The 18,009-nt window shown below is 49.3% G+C and carries 17 protein-coding genes; 3 read left to right on the plus strand and 14 right to left on the minus strand.

All coding sequences use genetic code 11. From position 1 onward, the window contains the following. Window positions 1-97 precede the first annotated feature (97 nt). A complete protein-coding gene (gene aspS, locus ACN06F_RS08930) occupies window positions 98-1,879 on the minus strand; it encodes an aspartate--tRNA ligase (RefSeq protein WP_038484334.1) in 1,782 nt (593 codons plus the stop codon). A gap of 66 nt (window positions 1,880-1,945) precedes the next feature. After that, entirely contained in the window at window positions 1,946-2,227 is a 282-nt protein-coding gene (locus ACN06F_RS08935) for an FmdB family zinc ribbon protein (RefSeq protein WP_038484338.1), read from the minus strand. Between the two features lie 202 nt (window positions 2,228-2,429). Here ACN06F_RS08935 and ACN06F_RS08940 point away from each other — a divergent pair, with 202 nt between their 5' ends. Beyond that, window positions 2,430-3,395 (plus strand): D-2-hydroxyacid dehydrogenase, encoded by a 966-nt coding sequence (locus ACN06F_RS08940; RefSeq protein WP_433925026.1) that lies wholly within the window; start codon window positions 2,430-2,432, stop codon window positions 3,393-3,395. On the opposite strand, the gene yccX is transcribed toward ACN06F_RS08940, so the two are convergent. Then, window positions 3,392-3,667 carry an acylphosphatase gene (gene yccX, locus ACN06F_RS08945; protein WP_120386934.1) on the minus strand — a complete coding sequence of 92 codons (276 nt, stop codon included), beginning with the start codon at window positions 3,665-3,667 and terminating at the stop codon, window positions 3,392-3,394. The two genes, ACN06F_RS08940 and yccX, sit on opposite strands and share 4 nt — an antisense overlap. 145 nt (window positions 3,668-3,812) lie before the next feature. Continuing rightward, window positions 3,813-4,712: a YihY/virulence factor BrkB family protein gene (locus ACN06F_RS08950; protein WP_095602958.1), complete on the minus strand. Its 900-nt coding sequence runs from the start codon at window positions 4,710-4,712 to the stop codon at window positions 3,813-3,815. A gap of 175 nt (window positions 4,713-4,887) precedes the next feature. On the opposite strand from ACN06F_RS08950, the gene ACN06F_RS08955 reads away from it, so the two are divergent. Further along, entirely contained in the window at window positions 4,888-5,982 is a 1,095-nt protein-coding gene (locus ACN06F_RS08955; RefSeq protein ID WP_038484350.1) for a bifunctional nicotinamide-nucleotide adenylyltransferase/Nudix hydroxylase, read from the plus strand. Window positions 5,983-6,014: 32 nt separating this feature from the next. Here the strand turns inward: ACN06F_RS08955 and ACN06F_RS08960 are convergent, their stop codons facing one another. The 7 genes from ACN06F_RS08960 to ACN06F_RS08990 all read right to left on the minus strand — a co-directional run bounded on the left by ACN06F_RS08960 (window position 6,015) and on the right by ACN06F_RS08990 (window position 13,684). Next, window positions 6,015-6,932, minus strand: a complete 918-nt coding sequence (locus ACN06F_RS08960; RefSeq protein ID WP_038484353.1) for a LysR substrate-binding domain-containing protein — start codon at window positions 6,930-6,932, stop codon at window positions 6,015-6,017. 52 nt (window positions 6,933-6,984) lie between these two features. Then, a complete protein-coding gene (gene cls, locus ACN06F_RS08965) occupies window positions 6,985-8,403 on the minus strand; it encodes a cardiolipin synthase (RefSeq protein ID WP_433925027.1) in 1,419 nt (472 codons plus the stop codon). A 118-nt stretch (window positions 8,404-8,521) separates the two neighbouring features. Beyond that, window positions 8,522-10,027 (minus strand): fumarate hydratase, encoded by a 1,506-nt coding sequence (locus ACN06F_RS08970; protein ID WP_433925028.1) that lies wholly within the window; start codon window positions 10,025-10,027, stop codon window positions 8,522-8,524. Window positions 10,028-10,204: 177 nt separating this feature from the next. Further along, window positions 10,205-11,026, minus strand: coding sequence for an endonuclease VIII (gene nei / locus ACN06F_RS08975; RefSeq protein ID WP_120386930.1), 822 nt, complete (start codon window positions 11,024-11,026; stop codon window positions 10,205-10,207). Window positions 11,027-11,029: 3 nt separating this feature from the next. Beyond that, window positions 11,030-13,054, minus strand: a complete 2,025-nt coding sequence (gene uvrB, locus ACN06F_RS08980) for an excinuclease ABC subunit UvrB (RefSeq protein WP_038484365.1) — start codon at window positions 13,052-13,054, stop codon at window positions 11,030-11,032. Window positions 13,055-13,079: 25 nt separating this feature from the next. Beyond that, a complete protein-coding gene (locus tag ACN06F_RS08985) occupies window positions 13,080-13,487 on the minus strand; it encodes an OsmC family protein (RefSeq protein ID WP_038484368.1) in 408 nt (135 codons plus the stop codon). Continuing rightward, window positions 13,487-13,684 (minus strand): hypothetical protein, encoded by a 198-nt coding sequence (locus tag ACN06F_RS08990; RefSeq protein WP_038484371.1) that lies wholly within the window; start codon window positions 13,682-13,684, stop codon window positions 13,487-13,489. Before ACN06F_RS08990 ends, ACN06F_RS08985 begins: the two co-directional genes overlap by 1 nt. 177 nt (window positions 13,685-13,861) lie before the next feature. Between ACN06F_RS08990 and ACN06F_RS08995 the strand changes: the two genes are divergently transcribed. Beyond that, window positions 13,862-14,830, plus strand: coding sequence for a YgfZ/GcvT domain-containing protein (locus ACN06F_RS08995; RefSeq protein WP_433925029.1), 969 nt, complete (start codon window positions 13,862-13,864; stop codon window positions 14,828-14,830). Here the strand turns inward: ACN06F_RS08995 and ACN06F_RS09000 are convergent. The 3 genes from ACN06F_RS09000 to ACN06F_RS09010 all read right to left on the minus strand — a co-directional run bounded on the left by ACN06F_RS09000 (window position 14,827) and on the right by ACN06F_RS09010 (window position 17,838). Further along, the gene (locus ACN06F_RS09000; RefSeq protein ID WP_433925030.1) at window positions 14,827-15,612 is read right to left on the minus strand and encodes a TatD family hydrolase; all 786 of its coding nucleotides are present in this window, start codon (window positions 15,610-15,612) and stop codon (window positions 14,827-14,829) included. The two genes, ACN06F_RS08995 and ACN06F_RS09000, sit on opposite strands and share 4 nt — an antisense overlap. Window positions 15,613-15,645: 33 nt before the next feature. Further along, window positions 15,646-17,235: a peptide chain release factor 3 gene (locus ACN06F_RS09005; RefSeq protein ID WP_433925031.1), complete on the minus strand. Its 1,590-nt coding sequence runs from the start codon at window positions 17,233-17,235 to the stop codon at window positions 15,646-15,648. Window positions 17,236-17,703: 468 nt separating this feature from the next. Beyond that, window positions 17,704-17,838, minus strand: a complete 135-nt coding sequence (locus tag ACN06F_RS09010) for a hypothetical protein (RefSeq protein WP_433925032.1) — start codon at window positions 17,836-17,838, stop codon at window positions 17,704-17,706. Window positions 17,839-18,009 lie beyond the last annotated feature (171 nt).

An 18,009-nucleotide genomic window follows, 5' to 3' on the forward strand; every position in this document is an offset into this window, starting at 1 on the left:
CGAGCGGTTCAAACAAAAACACCGACGCCTAAACGTCGGTGCTGAACTACTAGTTGGCGAACTTCTCGTTGCTGAGCTACAAAGCAGAGCTGAGCAATTATTCGCTGGCGGTCTCTGCTTTCGCTTTTTGGCGCAGACGGATGTTCAAGTCTTTCAACTGATCCGCGCTGACTTCACCTGGTGCATCAGTCATTAAACAGCCGGCGCTTTGGGTTTTCGGGAAGGCAATCACTTCACGAATTGTCTTAGCTCCAGCCATCAGCATCACTAAACGATCTAAACCGAACGCTAGACCGCCATGGGGAGGCGCACCGTATTGCAGAGCATCCAGCAGGAAGCCAAATTTTTCTTGCGCTTCCTCTTGGCCAATGCCCAAAATTTCAAACACAGTGCTTTGCATGGTTTGATCGTGAATACGAATAGAACCACCACCGAGCTCGGTTCCGTTAAGCACCATATCGTAAGCACGCGACAAGGCCTTTGCTGGGTCAGCTTTAAGCGCTTCTGGCGAGCAAGAAGGTGCAGTAAACGGGTGATGTAACGGGCTGAGGCGACCGTTGTCGTCCGCTTCAAACATCGGGAAATCGACAACCCATAACGGCGCCCACGCCTGGGTGTAAAGCTCAAGGTCGGCACCCAACTTGACGCGTAATGCACCAATGGCCTCATTGACGATGCGCGCTTTATCCGCACCAAAGAAAATGATATCGCCATCTTCAGCGCCTACGCGATCAAGCAGCTCTTCAACCACATTTTCCATGAACTTAACAATGGGTGATTGAAGACCTTCAAGCCCTTTGGCACGCTCATTGACCTTAATCCACGCCAGCCCTTTCGCACCGTAAATACCAACGAACTTAGTATATTCGTCGATCTCTTTACGAGACAATTTGGCGCCACCCGGCACTTTCAATGCCGCTACGCGGCCGTCTTCCGCACTTGCAGGTCCCGAGAAGACTTTGAAATCAACCTGCTGCATCAGGTCATCAACATCGGTCAACTCTAGCGGAATGCGCAGGTCAGGCTTATCAGAGCCAAAGCGATCCATTGCTTCTTGCCAAGTCATCCGTGGGAACTCAGGCAGCTCAACGCTCAGCACTTCCTGGAAGAGTTGACGAATCATGGCTTCGGTAATGCCCATGATATCGTCTTCTTCCACAAAAGAGGCTTCGATATCGATTTGCGTGAATTCAGGCTGGCGATCAGCCCGCAGATCTTCATCACGGAAGCATTTAGCGATCTGATAGTAGCGATCAAAACCAGCCACCATTAACAGCTGCTTAAACAACTGTGGCGACTGCGGTAATGCAAAGAAGCTGCCTGCATGTGTCCGGCTAGGAACGAGGTAGTCGCGGGCACCTTCCGGCGTTGCGCGAGTCAATACCGGCGTCTCGATATCCAGGAAGCCTTGGTTTTCCAAGTAAGCGCGGACGTTATGAGAAATACGCGAACGCAAGCGTAGCTTCTCAATCATATCCGGGCGTCGAAGGTCGATATAGCGATGCTTTAAGCGAACCTCCTCGCCTACTTTGTTGTGTTCATCCAACTGAAAAGGTGGTGTGGCAGCTGTGTTGAGCACCTCCACCTCTTTAGCTAATACCTCAATCATGCCTGTTGGCATGTTGGGATTTTGCGTTCCTTCAGGGCGCAACCGGACACGGCCAGTAATACGAAGCACGTACTCACTGCGAGCACGGTCAGCATTAGCAAATGCCTCGGCGGTATCAGGGTCGACTACGAACTGAGCGATACCATCGCGATCGCGCATATCCAGGAAGATGACCCCACCATGATCACGGCGGCGATGAACCCAACCGCAGACAGTGACCGTTTGTTCCACCAAAGTTTCGTTAAGCTGGCCGCAATAATGGCTGCGCATGTCTAATCCTGTTCTGTTGCGTGGCAATGAGATTGTCGTGGGCCGTTCTGACCCTGACAACCGCGGCTAAGCCGCGGCGCCCTTTTTCGTTGATGCGCTACTGGTATCGCTTGTGGCACCAGTGCTAGAAGTAGATTGGCCTTCTGCTGCCAAGTTTTTCTTACTTCCTGTTTTAAAATCGGTTTCATACCAACCGCCGCCAGCAAGGCGGAAACCAGCCGCCGAGACCAAGCGTTCAAGACTGGCTCGCTGGCACGCGGGACAATCCTTCAGCGGATCAGCGCTGATTTTCTGCAATTTTTCCATGCGATGACCGCAGGCCTTGCACTCGTACTCATAGATGGGCATGTTGATAACTCCTGAAAAGCTCAACTCCGACAGGCTAAGTTTGTATAAACTAGTGGCAAATCCAACGCTTGCCAGGCAAAGAATATGTGGCCTGCTGGGATAAATTCCAAGACTGCGGTTGATAGAGCAACACATTATACCCTTTTGTGCCCCCTGCTGAGCAAGGCCAAGTGCCTTTCGGCAGATAATGGAGAAAAGAAAAATGCCCAATGCGGTAATGCTGGATGCCGAGAGCTTAGGCGCGGATATCAATCTAACAGCAATTAGAGACCTTGTTAGTCATTTAGAGGTGTATCAGCAAAGCACTGCCGAACAGGCAAGTGAGCGCTTGTCAGATGCGGACATAGCGATCGTCAACAAGGTTGTACTGAACGCAGAAACACTATCAACTTTGCCTAAACTCAAGCTTATTTGTGTGTTGGCTACTGGGCTTAACAATATTGATCTCGACACAGCTAAAGCCCAAAACATTATTGTAAAGAACGTCACCGCCTATGGAACAGCTAGCGTTTCTCAGCACACATTAATGTTAATGCTGACACTGGCAAACCGATTGCCACGTTACCAAGCTGACATCGCACGAGGCGAATGGCAGCGCAGCGATTTCTTTTGCTTACAAGCTCACTCGACGCTGCAGCTTTCCAATAAGCATCTGGTGATGGTGGGGCAAGGTGAGCTTGGCTCAGAAGTGGCACGTTTAGCTGAAGCGTTTGGGATGAAGGTTACATTTGCTGCTCGTCCTGGCAATGAATCAAACGACAAGCGGCCCTCTCTCGACGATTTATTACCGACGGCAGATATTATTAGCTTGCATTGCCCGCTTAACGAAACAACCAAGCACCTTATTAATCGCACACGCTTGGCAAACGCTAAGTCATCACTGCTATTAGTCAACTGTGCCCGGGGCGGCATCATTGATGAAGAAGCGGCACTTGAGGCGCTTCGTGCTGGCAAGATTGGAGGGTTAGCGGTTGATGTGCTCCCCAATGAGCCGCCGAAAGAAGGTCATCCTCTATTAACAGCATTAGCAGAAGGAGAGGCACTTAATTTGATAGTGACCCCTCACAATGCCTGGATTACCCCTGAGGCTCGCCAGAACATTGTGGCGCTCACTGCTGATAATATTAAGCAATGGCAAACTGAGGCGAGTGGATTAAGCGCCAATTAGTAGGTTGCGAAATGATCAGGAGCGCGGTGGCCATCCAGCACTTCAATAGTGACATGGGTTACCTGCGCTCCTTTGGGTCCCTGCCATAACCATTCAGTAACAGAAGCCACGGCAGTGGAATTACCGCATAGCACTACCTCTACCCGTCCATCGGGTAAGTTTTTGGCGTAGCCCGTTAGCCCTTGTTGAAGCGCTTGTTCCTGTGTTGAACGCCGAAACCATACTCCCTGCACTTTTCCTGTTACATAGGCGCGTACACAACAAGTAGACATAAACTGTCCTCTCAGTGTTTATACAATAGCATTTATAGACTTCAGCCTGGTAAATCGACAGGCTGAAGTCTGTTGATATCCACTCTTTTCAAACGAGCTCTCTATAGGGCTCTTTTTACCCACCTTTTTTAAACCAATTCTTGTCTTACACTAACTCTCGCTTCACCAGAACTGCACTATTACGTGGCACCAATGGCCGCCCACGACGAAGTAGCAAGGAACGAGTAAAAGCGGCGCCAAACAGTAGAATTAATGAACTGTAATATACCCATAATAGAATCATCACAACAGACCCAGCTGCGCCATAAGTAGACGCTGTGGCGGTATATGTTAAATAAATAGCTATAACGCTGCGTCCAATTGTAAACAGTACGGCGGTTACTACTGCGCCAATCAACACATCCTGCCAACGGAGAACAACATCCGGCAATACTTTGAAAATAGTAGCGAATAACAATGCCACCATCGCAAGTGAAATTAATGACTCAAGCGATGTCGTTAATAAACTGGCATAGGGCAATAAATTTCCAGCTCCGTGGAGCATCCCTCGCAAGGCAACCGCCAACACTAACGATATTAGTAGGATGAAGCCAATAGACAGTACGACCGTTAAAGAAAGTAAACGATTTTTTATAAAGATAAGAGCGCTGTTGGAGGTGGGCTTTGCAGTAACGCCCCATATGGTATTGAGCGAAAATTGCATCTGTGCAAACACGGTCGTGGCCCCTACTAACAAGGCCACAAAGCCAAGCACTGTTGGTAAGATACCTGACTCTTCGATACGTGATTGGACAACGGCCTGCTCAATCGCAAGTGCTGCGTCAGCGCCTAACGTGTCCTGAAGCTGAGCAACTATTTGACCTTGGGCAGCATCTTCACCCAGCACCACGCCTATCACTGTTACCGCGATAATAACGGTAGGCGCTAAGGAGAAAAGTGTGTAGAACGCTAATGATCCGGCATAGCTGAAGGCATTTCGTTCAAGCCATAACGCCGTTGCATCTTGAACCACGTTCCACCAAAAAATGATCGTTTTTTTCAGCATATTCATTCCCTTAACAAAAGAGTGTCCCTATCAAGCACTAGCGCAAGATACATCTAACAATCATACCGAACTAAAACGTTGAGCGCAGGCGGAGGCGCATTGCGCACCTTAACTGCCCACTTCATAATGGCTCTCTTTTCTCTGCTACTTTCTCACCCACGACCAAGGAAGCGTTATGAATTCGGATGCTGTTAAATCTACTACGGCTTACGACTTTGATTGCTTGGTGTTTATTGGTCGTTTTCAGCCTCCCCACCTTGGCCACCTTGCCATTATCCGAGAGGCGTTAAAACAGGCACGCCAAGTCATCGTATTAGTGGGCTCTGCTTGGCAGGCACGCTCTTTACGCAACCCGTGGACGTTCGATGAGCGACAGGCAATGATTCGTTCTGGGTTTGATGAACAAGACAATCAACGCCTGGAAATTACTCCCCTACTTGACGCGCTTTACAACGATGATGTGTGGGTACGTGATGTGCAGCGTAAAGTGCGTGATTTGACTTCCCCTGCTAACGCTCGCTTACCCCGTATTGGTTTGATTGGCGCAAGCAGAGGACAATCAAGCTACTATTTATCGCTTTTTCCTCAATGGGAGTCCATCAGTGTTCCACTCGTTGAAGGTATTTCAGCGAGTCAAATACGTGAGCGGTTGTTTCGCTCGCCTGGTTCTACCGATGACTATTTGAGTACAGGTGCATACCACGACTTACCACCAGAAGTCGTCAAAAGCGTTGACAAGTTTTGCAAAGGTATTGCCTACCACGGCCTACTGGAAGAGCAGCAGCTACTCGATCAATACAAACAAGCCTGGGCACAAGCCCCCTATCCGCCCATTTTTGTGACTGTTAATGCGGTTGTCGTCCAATCAGGCCATATTTTGTTGGTAAAGCGAATGGCTGCGCCGGGTAAAGGACTTCTTGCATTACCCGGAGGCTTCATCAATCCCCATGAGCGTTTACTAGATGCCTGTTTAAGGGAGCTCCGTGAACGATTAAGGCTTAAAGTGCCCGAACCCGTTTTAAAGGGCTCGCTACGCGGACAACGCTTGTTTGATGAACCTCATCGCAGTTGGCGTGGACGAACGTTAGCTGAAGCTTTCTATTTTGCTCTTAGACCTGATCAGCAGTTGCCCCGTTTAAAGCCAGTCAAGGGCGGCGATCATGCTCGCTGGGTCGCCCTTGCTGATCTAGAACCCGAAAGCTTGTTTGAAGATCACTTCTTCATTATTCAAAATTTTCTTGGATTGCCGGCAGATTTAGGCACATTTTAAAATCTAAGGTATTTTTCTAGTCGTTCTGCAGGCTAAGCCTGCAGAAAATCACGTGGCAATTTCATCATTTGGCGCCAGAGACGCTCAACGCCAGGTTTATGGACTAACGAACAGCGGTAAAGTCTAATTTCTAGAGGGATATCCCAATTTTCATCGCCAGCTCTTACTAATTTGCCGGTTTTGAGCTCTTCACGAATACAAAAATCAGGAATCCAAGCAACTCCCACTCCCTGAAGTACCATGCCTTTCAATCCTTCTGCCATGGCCGTTTCATAAACCGTACGCAGCTTCAGTCGTAATGGATCGTTTTTGAGCAGCATGCGTACGCTCCGCCCCAGAAATGCACCCTGCGTATAAGCTAAATAGGGAATTGAACTGTCATTTTGAATCGAGAAAAGCGGTTTGCCCTCTTCATCTGGTAGTGAAACAGGCAACATTTTCACTTGGCCAATCGAGAAAGAGGGAAAGACTTCTGCGTCCAGCTGCATAGTGGCAAAGGGGTCGTAATATGCCAGCATCAGATCACAGTTACCTTCGCGCAGAACATGGATCGCCTCTCCAACGTTCATAGCGACTAATCGTGTAGGCAGTTCACCCAAGCCTTTTTGTAAACGAGAAATCCAAGGTGGGAAGAAGCTTAATGCCAGTGAGTGTGCCGCGACGATATCAAGCGCTTCATTCGCAATAGAAACTCCCCGGAGATGGCTCAATGACTCGTTCAATTGCTCCACTAGGTTGCGTGCGGTGATCAAAAACAATTGGCCCTCTGAGGTCAGGCCAATCGGTGTTGTCGAACGATCTACTAAGATGACCCCTACCGCTTGTTCTAGCGCACGAATACGGCGACTGAAAGCAGGCTGAGTAACATGGCGCTGCCTGGCAGATGCCGAAAAACTTCGTGTATTGGCTAATGCAACGAAATCCTCGAGCCATTTTGTTTCTAAATTCACCCAAAACTCCTTTTGCCTAATCGTTGTTAGCGGCGTGCAGGGTTATTATTGATTACTGAATAGGTGCGGTTAAATATGCCGCACGAGAAACTACTTTCTTCCACATTGGGCGCTGGCTAATTTCATCAATTGTAACGCGTCGACACTGAGCAAAATCTTGCTCTAACATGGCGTGTACTTTACTGGCAAACGCTGTGCTGGGTATGAAAGCTGTTATTTCAAAGTTGAGCCGAAAAGACCGATTATCCAGGTTTATTGTGCCGACAGTTGCTGCGTTGTTGTCAATGAGCATGACCTTTTGGTGTAAAAAACCAGGAAGATAACGGTATATTTTCACACCCGCTCTTAACATATCAGGCAAAAATGAAAATGCAGATAGAAACACCAGCAAATGATCGGGGCGCTCGGGAATCATAACCCGCACATCTACGCCTCGCATTGCTGCTAACCTAAGCGCATCCTGTACTCCTTGATCTGGTACGAAATATGGGCTAGTTACCCAGAGCCTTTCATTAGCACTATGAATTAACTGTTGAATTAAAAGGCTAGCCGTGTCCTGTTTATCGGCTGGGCCAGATGGCACAATAACCACATGATAATCATCTTGCGGATGACTCTCGGCATGCCAGTTTAAGGTAATGACTTCCCCTGTTGCCCAGTGCCAATCTTCCCAAAAAGCTTCCTGCAAACCCAGCACACACGGTCCACCGAGGGCTAAATGGGTATCACGCCAGGGGCCATGCCGTGGATTTTGCCCAAGGTATTCTACACCAACATTAAAACCACCTACCCAGCCCTGCTTACCATCTACGACTGCTATTTTACGGTGGTTGCGAAAATTAAGCTGAAAGCGATGTTTGAAGCCACGCGAAGAACGAAATGCTTTTACTTCGATGCCTTCTTTGATCATCTCATTTAAAAAGCCATCGTTCAGTTTCCGACTACCCACTTCATCGTATAGAAAATAAACACGCACCCCCCTCTGTGCAGCTTTGATTAAATGATCCTGCAATCGTTTGCCTAAAGCATCGTTACGCACAATGAAAAACTGCAGCAGCAGATACTCTTTTGCCTGATCAATACCCTCAAAAAGGCTTGTGAAGGTGGCTTCACCATCGATCAACAAGTCGGCACTATTACCTTTAGTCAGTGGCATCATTGCCAACTGTTCAACTGCCTGAATATCGATGCTAGTCGGCGATGAAAGGTGCGGCTTAATGTTATGGCGATAACGTACCAACACTCGACGTAATACGTTATCTCGTTCCCCTCTTGCTGTTACATAGCCATAGAAACGCGGGCGACCGAAAAACCAATACGCAGGCAGCGCAACATAAGGAAACGTTAATAGTGAAATAATCCAGGCGATAGCCCCCTGAGACGTTCTGCTCGACATAAGCGCCATGACCGCTGACACGATACCTAATAGATGTATCAACATAATGCCGGTCCCTAGCAACCATGAGGTCATTGCCTATTCCTCGCTATGAAGTGAGCTGTTTATCAGATTATTTCACTGCTAATGCACAAAAGCCCCGCGTGAGACGGGGCTTATTTGTCACTGATTGCAGTTCTACGCCATCAGTATGCTACGCCTTTTGGGCGATGATCTCCTTCCATTTGGCCGGGCCTGTCTGGTGGACGGAAGTTCCTTGGCTGTCGACAGCAACCGTGACCGGCATATCTTCAACTTCAAATTCGTAGATGGCTTCCATTCCTAGATCTTCAAAACCAACAACGCGTGACTTTTTAATTGCTTGGGCAACAAGGTAAGCAGAGCCGCCAACAGCCATCAAATAAACCGCCTGGTTATCGCGAATGGCATTAATGGCGGTCTGACCACGTTCCGCTTTACCAACCATGCCAAGCAGGCCGGTCTCTTCAAGCATAGTGCGGGTGAATTTGTCCATTCGAGTAGCGGTGGTCGGACCAGCGGGGCCAACGACTTCGTCACCTACCGGATCAACAGGACCCACGTAGTAAATAAAGCGGCCTTTCATATCAACCGGTAATGGCTCGCCTTTGCCAATCATGTCCACCATGCGTTTATGCGCCGCATCACGGCCAGTTAATAGCTTACCATTCAACAGCAGCGTATCACCCGGCTGCCACGTTTTGACTTCTTCCGGAGTGACGCTATCCAGGTTAACGCGCTTGACGTTATCGCCTGCTTCGCGGGTAATTTCTGGCCAGTCTTCAAGCTTAGGAGCAGGAAGCGCTACTGGGCCACTGCCATCAAGCGTGAAATGCGCATGACGCGTGGCTGCGCAGTTGGGAATGATTGCCACAGGCTTATTGGCCGCATGGGTTGGATAGTCTTTAACTTTAATATCCAGCACGGTGGTTAAACCACCTAAGCCTTGAGCGCCGATACCGCTCTTATTCACTTTATCGAACAGTTCCAGGCGCAGCTCTTCAGCGCGGTTGCTAGGCCCACGGGCCTGCAAATCTTGAATATCGATAGGGTCGAGCAGCGCTTCTTTGGCAATCATCATCGCCTTTTCAGCGGTGCCGCCAATACCAATTCCCAACATACCCGGCGGACACCAGCCTGCGCCCATTTTAGGCAACTGCTCCATCACCCAGTCCACAACGCTATCGGATGGGTTTAGCATCGCAAACTTAGATTTGGCTTCGCTGCCACCGCCCTTCGCGGCGACGTGGATATCGACCTTATCGCCCGGCACAATCGAATGGTGGATAATCGCGGGTGTATTGTCTTTGGTATTGGCTCGCTTACCATCGGGATCAGCGAGAACAGAAGCACGCAACACGTTATCAGGCAATTGATACGCGCGGCGCACGCCTTCGTTAATCATATCATCGAGGCTTAGCTCGGCGTCCCAAGTGACGTTCATACCCACGTGAACGAATACCGTCACAATGCCCGTATCCTGGCAAATTGGACGATGTCCCGTAGCACACATTCTTGAGTTAATTAAGATTTGTGCAATCGCATCTTTCGCAGCGGGGTTCTCTTCACGCTCGTAAGCGGCTGACATTGCATCAATGAAATCTTTAGGATGGTAGTAAGAGATGTACTGTAGAGCATCGGCAACGCTCTGAATGACGTCGTCCTGGCGAATCACGGTCATGGACTAACAGCTCCTCGGTTATCGTCTTGGCTGCGGCCTTTTTAATGGCCGTCTAGATGTACCGGTAAGTATACCGTATTGGCCTTTATGCGGCAGCCACAACCACGGTTAACCTACGTATGATAACTAGGGCATTAGTCTGACGTTTACCAGAACATACAAGATAACGGTATAAAATTATAGGTACTGGCACGTTGGACATAAATATAAACGGCGAGAGCCAACCATTATCCGTTCGATAACTGAACCACAGCGGTGGCAGGAAAGGCCAGCTCGTTCAAACACACTAAAACGCCATTGTCGGCGTGGCTCACCGGAGGCAATGGCCTGTTTAATCCAACCCTCACGATTAGTAACACCCGCTTCCAAATACGCCTGACGCGTCGTTTCCACAATCATAGTGGCGAGCAGGTCTAACTGATTTTCAGTTAAGTCACAGGGGCGCTTCTTAGGGTGAACGTTAGATAAAAAAAGAATTTCAGAGCGCAAGTAATTTCCTAACCCAGCGACAAGCCCTTGATCAAGTAACAATGCACCAAGGCTTCTACGCATAAACGCTGGATCAGTCAGGCGTTGTTTCACATCATCAGGCGATACGTTTTGACTTAATAAATCAGGCCCCAAGCGAGACAAGAAAGGGTGATGGCTCAACTCACTCTCATGCCAGAGCGAAATATCAGACGCGCTATAAAGACTAGCCACCTTGCCCTCAGCAACCAGCCGAACTCGTAATGACCTTTTCGTGCTTGGCGGCCTACTCTCGCTATGTAGCTTCCATACGCCATAAAGCTGATTGTGGGAATACAGCACACGATGGTCTGCAAAACGGATTAGCATGGCCTTGCCCCACGTATCAACTGCCTGAACCCGTTGACCAATCAATGAATCCGCTTGCACGGCGAGTTCAGGAAATGCAAACCACACATCATCAAGATGTTTGCCACCTATCTGCTTCTCAATTTTATCTGCTGCACGGCGGATTTCAGGGCCTTCAGGCATCGTTTACCCCAGCGCCAGCTGTTTTTCTTGCATTTGATGAAGTTGATCACGAAGCCTTGCCGCCTCTTCAAACTCCAGGTTCTGCGCGGCTTCAAACATGGCGTCCTCTAGCTTACTAATAGCCTCGAGCAGATCGTGTTTGCTCATCGTGGCCACATCATATTCAGCAGCACTCTCTGCCACTTTGCGCTCGTTGCCACGGCGACGACTGCTCTTCTTGCCTGGTGCCTGGGCGGCTTCAAGAATATCCGCCACGGAGCGCGTCACGGTGGTTGGCGTGATGCCATGCTCTTCGTTATGAGCGGTCTGCTTGGCGCGGCGACGTTCGGTTTCATCGATGGCTTTGCGCATTGAATCGGTGATTTTGTCACCGTATAAAATAGCTTTACCATGGGCGTTACGGGCTGCACGGCCAATGGTTTGAATCAGTGAGCGTTCAGCGCGTAAAAAGCCCTCTTTATCCGCGTCCAGGATAGCAACAAGCGACACTTCGGGAATATCTAAGCCTTCTCGAAGTAAGTTGATACCGACTAAAACATCGAACTTACCAAGACGCAGGTCGCGAATAATTTCAACCCGCTCAACGGTATCAATATCCGAATGTAAATAGCGCACGCGGATACCGTGCTCATCAAAGTATTCGGTCAGATCTTCCGCCATGCGTTTAGTCAACGTCGTCACCAGAACACGCTCACCTACGGCGGTGCGTAAGCCAATTTCTGAGAGCAGGTCATCAACCTGAGTGCTGGCGGGGCGAACCTCTATTTCTGGGTCTAACAATCCCGTTGGGCGCACCACCTGTTCGACAATTTGACTGGCATGTTCTGCTTCATACTTGCCTGGCGTTGCCGACACAAAGATGGTTTGTGGCGAAATAGACTCCCACTCTTCAAATTTCATTGGGCGGTTATCTAGCGCTGAGGGTAGCCGAAAGCCATATTCAACCAGGGTCTCTTTTCTAGAACGGTCGCCCTTATACATACCGCCAACCTGGGGTACGCTCACATGAGATTCATCAATAAACAATAACGCGTCATCCGGCAGATAGTCGAAGAACGTCGGGGGTGGCTCGCCAGGCGCGCGGCCTGAAAGATAGCGCGAGTAGTTCTCAATGCCGTTGCAGTAGCCAAGCTCTAGCATCATTTCAATATCGTAAAGGGTTCGTTGTTCTAAGCGCTGCGCTTCAACTAAACGCTCGTGCTTACGCATCCACTCAAGACGCTCCTTAAGCTCTGCCTTGATCGCATCAATAGCACCTAAAATAGTTTCTCGCGGAGTAACATAGTGAGATTTAGGATAGATGGTCATGCGAGGCACATGGGTACGCACCTCGCCAGTTAATGGGTCAAATAGGCGAATAGAATCAACTTCGTTGTCAAACAGCTCTACCCTCACCGCTTCTTCGTCAGAGTCCGCAGGGAAAATATCGATCACATCGCCTCGTACCCGGTAGGTACCTCGACGAAAATCCATATCGTTGCGGGTATATTGTAACTCGGCCAAGCGGCGTAAAAAGGCACGCTGATCAATTAGCTCACCACGGGTGAAGTGCAACCGCATCTTAAGATACTGATCCGGATCACCAAGACCATAGATTGCCGATACCGAGACAACGATAAGCGCATCACGGCGTTCCAGCAGCGCTTTCGTAGCAGATAAGCGCATTTGCTCGATATGGTCATTTATCGAGGCATCTTTCTCAATAAAGGTATCTGAGGAAGGGACATAGGCTTCCGGCTGATAATAATCGTAGTAAGAGACAAAATACTCGACAGCGTTATCCGGAAAAAACGATTTGAACTCACCATATAGCTGGGCAGCTAGCGTCTTATTGGGCGCCATTACAATCGTTGGGCGCTGCTGCTGCTGCACAACATTTGCCATCGTGAACGTTTTACCCGAGCCAGTCACCCCTAACAAGGTCTGATGGGCAAGCCCCGACTCAAGCCCACTAATCAGACTGCGTATCGCGGCGGGCTGATCACCAGCGGGCTTAAATTTGGACTGCAGCCGGAATTCCTTGCTCATCATTACTCCTTAGAAAGGCAGTGTACTACTCGGTAAACGTGGAAATTTCTACCGTCGCCTGGGTCATCAACCGCTGTATCGGGCAGCGATGGCTAATGTCTTCTAGCTTTGCCCGCTGTTCAGGATCATCAATGCCGTGGAAAGTCATCGTCACAGCTAACTTATAGACACCTTTTCGTTCCTCACTATCATCGCGCTGGACCTTAACGGTGATGCCTTCCAGCGGCCACTCTTTGCGCCTAGCATACATTTGCACAGTAATGGCTTTACAGGTACCTAGGGCAATATCGAAGTAGTCATGCGGGTCTGGTGCACTACCGTCTCCTCCGACTACCGGCGGTACGTCCCCATAGAGGTCTTCCAAACCATCGACTTCAATACGCTGACGAAATGTATGGTTACGCTCACTAATAATCGTGATTGGCTTATGCATCAGGAAACCTTTATACCGAGGTTTAACTTCTCGACCGCTTTTATAAGCGCTTCACGCTTAGCCCGCCCTTCTACTTCTGCTCCGTGGCGCCCTACCTCAGCACTATCGACGCCATCCAGCATCATCAGCGCCGTGGTAATCTTATTCACCTGATCTACTGTTGTGACACCTTGGAACGTTAATGATTGATATGCCATTCCTTGCCCTTTTCTACGCTGAATTGAAGTGAGTACGCTATTGAAAACTATGCAAAACTGATACAGGCAAAGAAGTCTAGCACGCGCCAGAGCCCTTGCAATCTACCCGCAGTGCCCGCACCTTTGATACAAATGCGATTACGTTACGTTTACCCTATCTTCCCTTATGGAGTCTATATGGCGACTGTCTCTTCGTTACTCAAGATGAATGGCTGCGTCCGTTTGCCTCACCTCGCCGCCTTAGATGTCAAAGGTCCAGATGCTGAGAAATTCCTACAAGGGCAAACAAGCGCACAAGTTAGTTTAGCCAATGGTTTTTTTGCGCCTCTTACCTGCTTTTGCACACCAAAGGGAAGAATGCTGGCCAATGCTCAATTACTGAAAATCAGCAACGACCATTATAGGCTACTGTTGAGCACCTCATTGATCGATATGCTCGCCAGTCATTTAGCCAAATTTGCCGCTTTTTATCGCGTCGAATTGCAGGCTCAGACATCGATGCTTATCGTAGGCGCCAGCGAAAGTGCCAACAAGATTGCTCAAGCGTTTGGTTTAGCGCTTCCTGATCAACCTTATACCCATCACAGCAATAACCAAGCGACAGCCCTATGCCAGCCAGATCACGGGCGTTGGCTAATCAGTATAGAAAATTTTGCTGAACAGAATGCCATTGAAATAAATGATGATGAAGATGCGTTTAATACGTGGCAATTAGCAGATATCCGCAGTGGTTTGGCGTGGTTAACAGCCCCACAGCAAGATCACTTCCTCCCACAAATGTTGAACTGGGAAGCGCTGGGGGGAATTAGCTTTAAAAAAGGTTGCTATACAGGACAAGAAGTCGTCGCACGGGCGCATTTCCGGGGCCAAGTGAAAAAACGCTTAGTGCGCATTACTGCCAGTGTTAACAGCTTACCCCAGGTCGGTGACACGCTAGTGGATGGACAGGATAAAACCGTAGGTGAAATCGTTAGCAGCGCATTTAGTGGCGACCAGCAAATTGAGATGCTCGCCGTTGCAAATACTAAAGCGATTGAAGCGCTCTCGCCCCTTTATTGGCAAGGACATCCGATAGCTCTCTGCGACCTGCCCTATACCGTTGAGCGCCTGGATCCTGAACAGCTGTTCAGCAGCCTAAATGGCTAACGGGCGTTGAAATGTGGCAGCTGAAATAACCGAATAGCATTTGCACTGCTTAGTGCCGCTATTGTTTCAAATGACTGATGCCGGAGTGCTGCCACCACGCCAGCTACCTTTGCCACCCTGCATGGTTCATTACGTTGCCCCTGATAGCCGCTAAGCGGCATATCGGGGCTGTCAGTCTCTAACACAAAGCCATCGTCAGGTAAGCGTGACACCACGTTACGAAGTCTTTGTGCGCGCTCGTAGCTAATCGCCCCTCCCAACCCCAAGATATAGCCTAGATCGAGAAACTTAGCGGCCTGCTCATAAGAGCCTGAAAACGCATGGATAAGCCCACCACTGGGAAGCGCCAGCTGGCGTAGGCGTTTGCTTACTTGATCATTCGCTTTTACGCAGTGCACCACAACAGGTAAAGCGAACTGTTTTGCTAAACCTAGCTGCGCATCGAAAAAGGCCCACTGTTTATCTAGCGACTCCGTAAAACGGCCATCGATACCGCACTCACCTATTGCTACAACGCGTTTTTCGGCCTTCTGCTCAGCTAAAAGCTGCTCCAAGGCGACTAAATCGTGGTTAGCGTGTTCATCAATGAAGTAAGGGTGAAGACCAACACAAATACTTATCTCCTTACGCGCGCCAAGCGTCAACACATTTGGCCATAGGGAACGCATCGTTGATGGCACAACAAAGTGTTCGACACCCACCGCCTTGGCATTTTCGATGACCGCATCGCGATCATCGTCAAACGCCTCAAAATCCAGGTGGCAGTGGGCATCAATCAACATAGCAAGGAAATCAACATAGCAAGGATGGCTCGATCAGTGCTCGCGAGTGGGCTGGAAGCGAATATCCGGCCAGCGCTCTTGGGTCATCTGCAGGTTGACCCGCGTTGGTGCGATATACGTCAGGTAGCCGCCACCATCGATAGCAAGGTTGGAGCTCGCTTTACGCTTAAACTCTTCCAACATCTTGGCGTCTTCGCAATAGACCCAACGTGCGGTTTGTACATTGACCCCTTCATATAGACAGTCAACTTTGTACTCTTCCTTCAAACGGTGAGCAACAACGTCAAACTGCAGCGTACCGACAGCACCAAGAATCAGGTCGTTGTTATCCATCGGCATAAAGACTTGCGTAGCGCCTTCCTCAGAGAGCTGCTGGAGCCCTTTTTGCAGCGCTTTCATTTTCAACGGGTCTTTTAAACGAACACGCTTAAACAACTCTGGCGCAAAGTGAGGAATGCCGGTAAAGCGCATATCTTCACCAACGGTGAAGGTATCACCAATCTGAATCGTGCCGTGATTGTGCAAGCCGATAATATCGCCTGGCCAAGCCTCTTCTACCTGAGAACGGTCTGACGCCATAAACGTTAGAGCGTCGGCAATTTTCACATCCTTGCCTATCCGCACGTGGCGCATCTTCATATTCTTTTCGTACTTACCGGAACAGACGCGTAAAAAGGCAATACGGTCACGATGGTTCGGATCCATATTCGCCTGAATTTTAAACACGAATCCAGTAAAGCGATCATCTTGAGCGGTTACTTCGCGGATGTCTGTCTCGCGTGGCTGGGGCGGAGGCGCGTACTCAACAAACCCATCCATCATCTCTCGTACGCCGAAGTTACCCATTGCGGTACCAAAGTACACGGGCGACAGCTCACCACGGCGATAGGCATCAAGATCAAACTCATGGGAAGCACCGCGCACCAACTCGACTTCCATGCGCAACTCTTCGGCCTGCTCTTCGCCAAGTACAGCGTCAACTTCCGGGTTATCTAAACCCTCAATTCGCTTGTCATCTGGAATACGGCTGCCTTGCCCCTGGGTATACAGATGAATGACGTCATTATAGAGGTGATACACGCCCTTAAAGTGCCGCCCCATGCCAATCGGCCATGTCATCGGCGCACACTGGATATTCAGTACGGTCTCTACCTCATCCATGACTTCGATGGGGTCGCGGATATCGCGGTCCATCTTGTTGATGAACGTTAAAATAGGCGTGGTGCGCAAACGGCAGACTTCCATCAGCTTGATAGTACGATCCTCAACACCTTTCGCACCATCAATCACCATTAACGCGGAATCCACCGCGGTTAATGTACGGTAAGTATCTTCAGAAAAGTCTTCGTGCCCCGGCGTATCCAGCAAGTTCACGATACGCCCGCCATAAGGGAACTGCATCACCGACGTCGTGACCGAGATCCCGCGCTCTTGCTCCATCTTCATCCAGTCTGATGTGGCATGGCGATCATTACGCTTGCTCTTAACAGAGCCAGCTAACTGAATAGCATTTCCGAATAACAGCATTTTTTCGGTGATGGTGGTTTTACCAGCGTCGGGGTGCGAAATGATGGCGAACGTGCGTCGAAGCCCCGCCTCATGGGCTAGCTGAGTGTCTTTCATCTTACCTCTGCGGAAATTTGTACTCAGCTTTGTACTTAACTTTTAAGTTACTGCCGCTGAGTTATTCAGAATGGCGCAGATTGTAACGCTCTGGCGCTAATGGTGCTATGTTGATCAAAACGATCAAGAGACGCCTATGGCTCCTCCGACGAATACTTCACATGATGAGCAACGACCAGTATAGGTATCTAGCTACAAAGTGGCGCAAGTCACTTGAGCGTCGAGGCTGGCACAACATTAGGAAAGGAGTGCCAATTAAGCTAGTGGTAGAGTTTCATATCATCTATCGGGGAAAGCTTTACAGCGGCCGTTGTGTGGTGGGCTGGCTCAGCGCTCAAGACACTTATCAACCTGGCACTTTGGCGTTCATGTTTCGACGCAGGGATCAAATCACCGAAGGCGTGTGGCGTCGAGCAAGAAATGTAAACGGCGAACTAGGTGTGGTGGTAAGAGATTTTAAGATATAGCTTAAGCTTCTTGGTTTAGTAGACACCCTTCAAGTAACACATAATCAACGGTTCCTTCATCGCTGATTGCCCGCTCACGACACAGCTGCTTTTTTGCAGCCTCGTAATGATTCCACTGCGACAGCAAGTCTTTCATCGCAACTCGTTGCTCATGCACGCACCAATGTATAGCTGATAACTCCTCATTGCTGTATGGCTCATACATGAGAGGGGTATCAGTGCATTGAGCCACATGATCCCCCAAGGGAAACGAGTCCGATGCATGAACAATGGATGTCAAAAATAAACAGATGAAAATTGCGTATCG

It is taken from the genome of Vreelandella sp. 21 (genome assembly GCF_050995515.1).
GTDB lineage: Bacteria > Pseudomonadota > Gammaproteobacteria > Pseudomonadales > Halomonadaceae > Vreelandella > Vreelandella alkaliphila.

What these genes read in the sequence shown, in the direction of transcription:
- uvrB (WP_038484365.1), bottom strand. Translation starts at nt 13,054, where the DNA reads ATGAGCAAGGAATTCCGGCTGCAGTCCAAATTTAAGCCCGCTGGTGAT.
- ACN06F_RS08970 (WP_433925028.1), bottom strand. Translation starts at nt 10,027, where the DNA reads ATGACCGTGATTCGCCAGGACGACGTCATTCAGAGCGTTGCCGATGCT.
- cls (WP_433925027.1), bottom strand. Translation starts at nt 8,403, where the DNA reads ATGACCTCATGGTTGCTAGGGACCGGCATTATGTTGATACATCTATTA.
- ACN06F_RS09010 (WP_433925032.1), bottom strand. Translation starts at nt 17,838, where the DNA reads ATGAAAGACTTGCTGTCGCAGTGGAATCATTACGAGGCTGCAAAAAAG.
- ACN06F_RS08955 (WP_038484350.1), top strand. Translation starts at nt 4,888, where the DNA reads ATGAATTCGGATGCTGTTAAATCTACTACGGCTTACGACTTTGATTGC.
- ACN06F_RS09005 (WP_433925031.1), bottom strand. Translation starts at nt 17,235, where the DNA reads ATGAAAGACACTCAGCTAGCCCATGAGGCGGGGCTTCGACGCACGTTC.
- yccX (WP_120386934.1), bottom strand. Translation starts at nt 3,667, where the DNA reads ATGTCTACTTGTTGTGTACGCGCCTATGTAACAGGAAAAGTGCAGGGA.
- ACN06F_RS09000 (WP_433925030.1), bottom strand. Translation starts at nt 15,612, where the DNA reads ATGTTGATTGATGCCCACTGCCACCTGGATTTTGAGGCGTTTGACGAT.
- ACN06F_RS08990 (WP_038484371.1), bottom strand. Translation starts at nt 13,684, where the DNA reads ATGGCATATCAATCATTAACGTTCCAAGGTGTCACAACAGTAGATCAG.
- ACN06F_RS08985 (WP_038484368.1), bottom strand. Translation starts at nt 13,487, where the DNA reads ATGCATAAGCCAATCACGATTATTAGTGAGCGTAACCATACATTTCGT.
- ACN06F_RS08935 (WP_038484338.1), bottom strand. Translation starts at nt 2,227, where the DNA reads ATGCCCATCTATGAGTACGAGTGCAAGGCCTGCGGTCATCGCATGGAA.
- nei (WP_120386930.1), bottom strand. Translation starts at nt 11,026, where the DNA reads ATGCCTGAAGGCCCTGAAATCCGCCGTGCAGCAGATAAAATTGAGAAG.
- ACN06F_RS08940 (WP_433925026.1), top strand. Translation starts at nt 2,430, where the DNA reads ATGCCCAATGCGGTAATGCTGGATGCCGAGAGCTTAGGCGCGGATATC.
- aspS (WP_038484334.1), bottom strand. Translation starts at nt 1,879, where the DNA reads ATGCGCAGCCATTATTGCGGCCAGCTTAACGAAACTTTGGTGGAACAA.
- ACN06F_RS08995 (WP_433925029.1), top strand. Translation starts at nt 13,862, where the DNA reads ATGGCGACTGTCTCTTCGTTACTCAAGATGAATGGCTGCGTCCGTTTG.
- ACN06F_RS08950 (WP_095602958.1), bottom strand. Translation starts at nt 4,712, where the DNA reads ATGCTGAAAAAAACGATCATTTTTTGGTGGAACGTGGTTCAAGATGCA.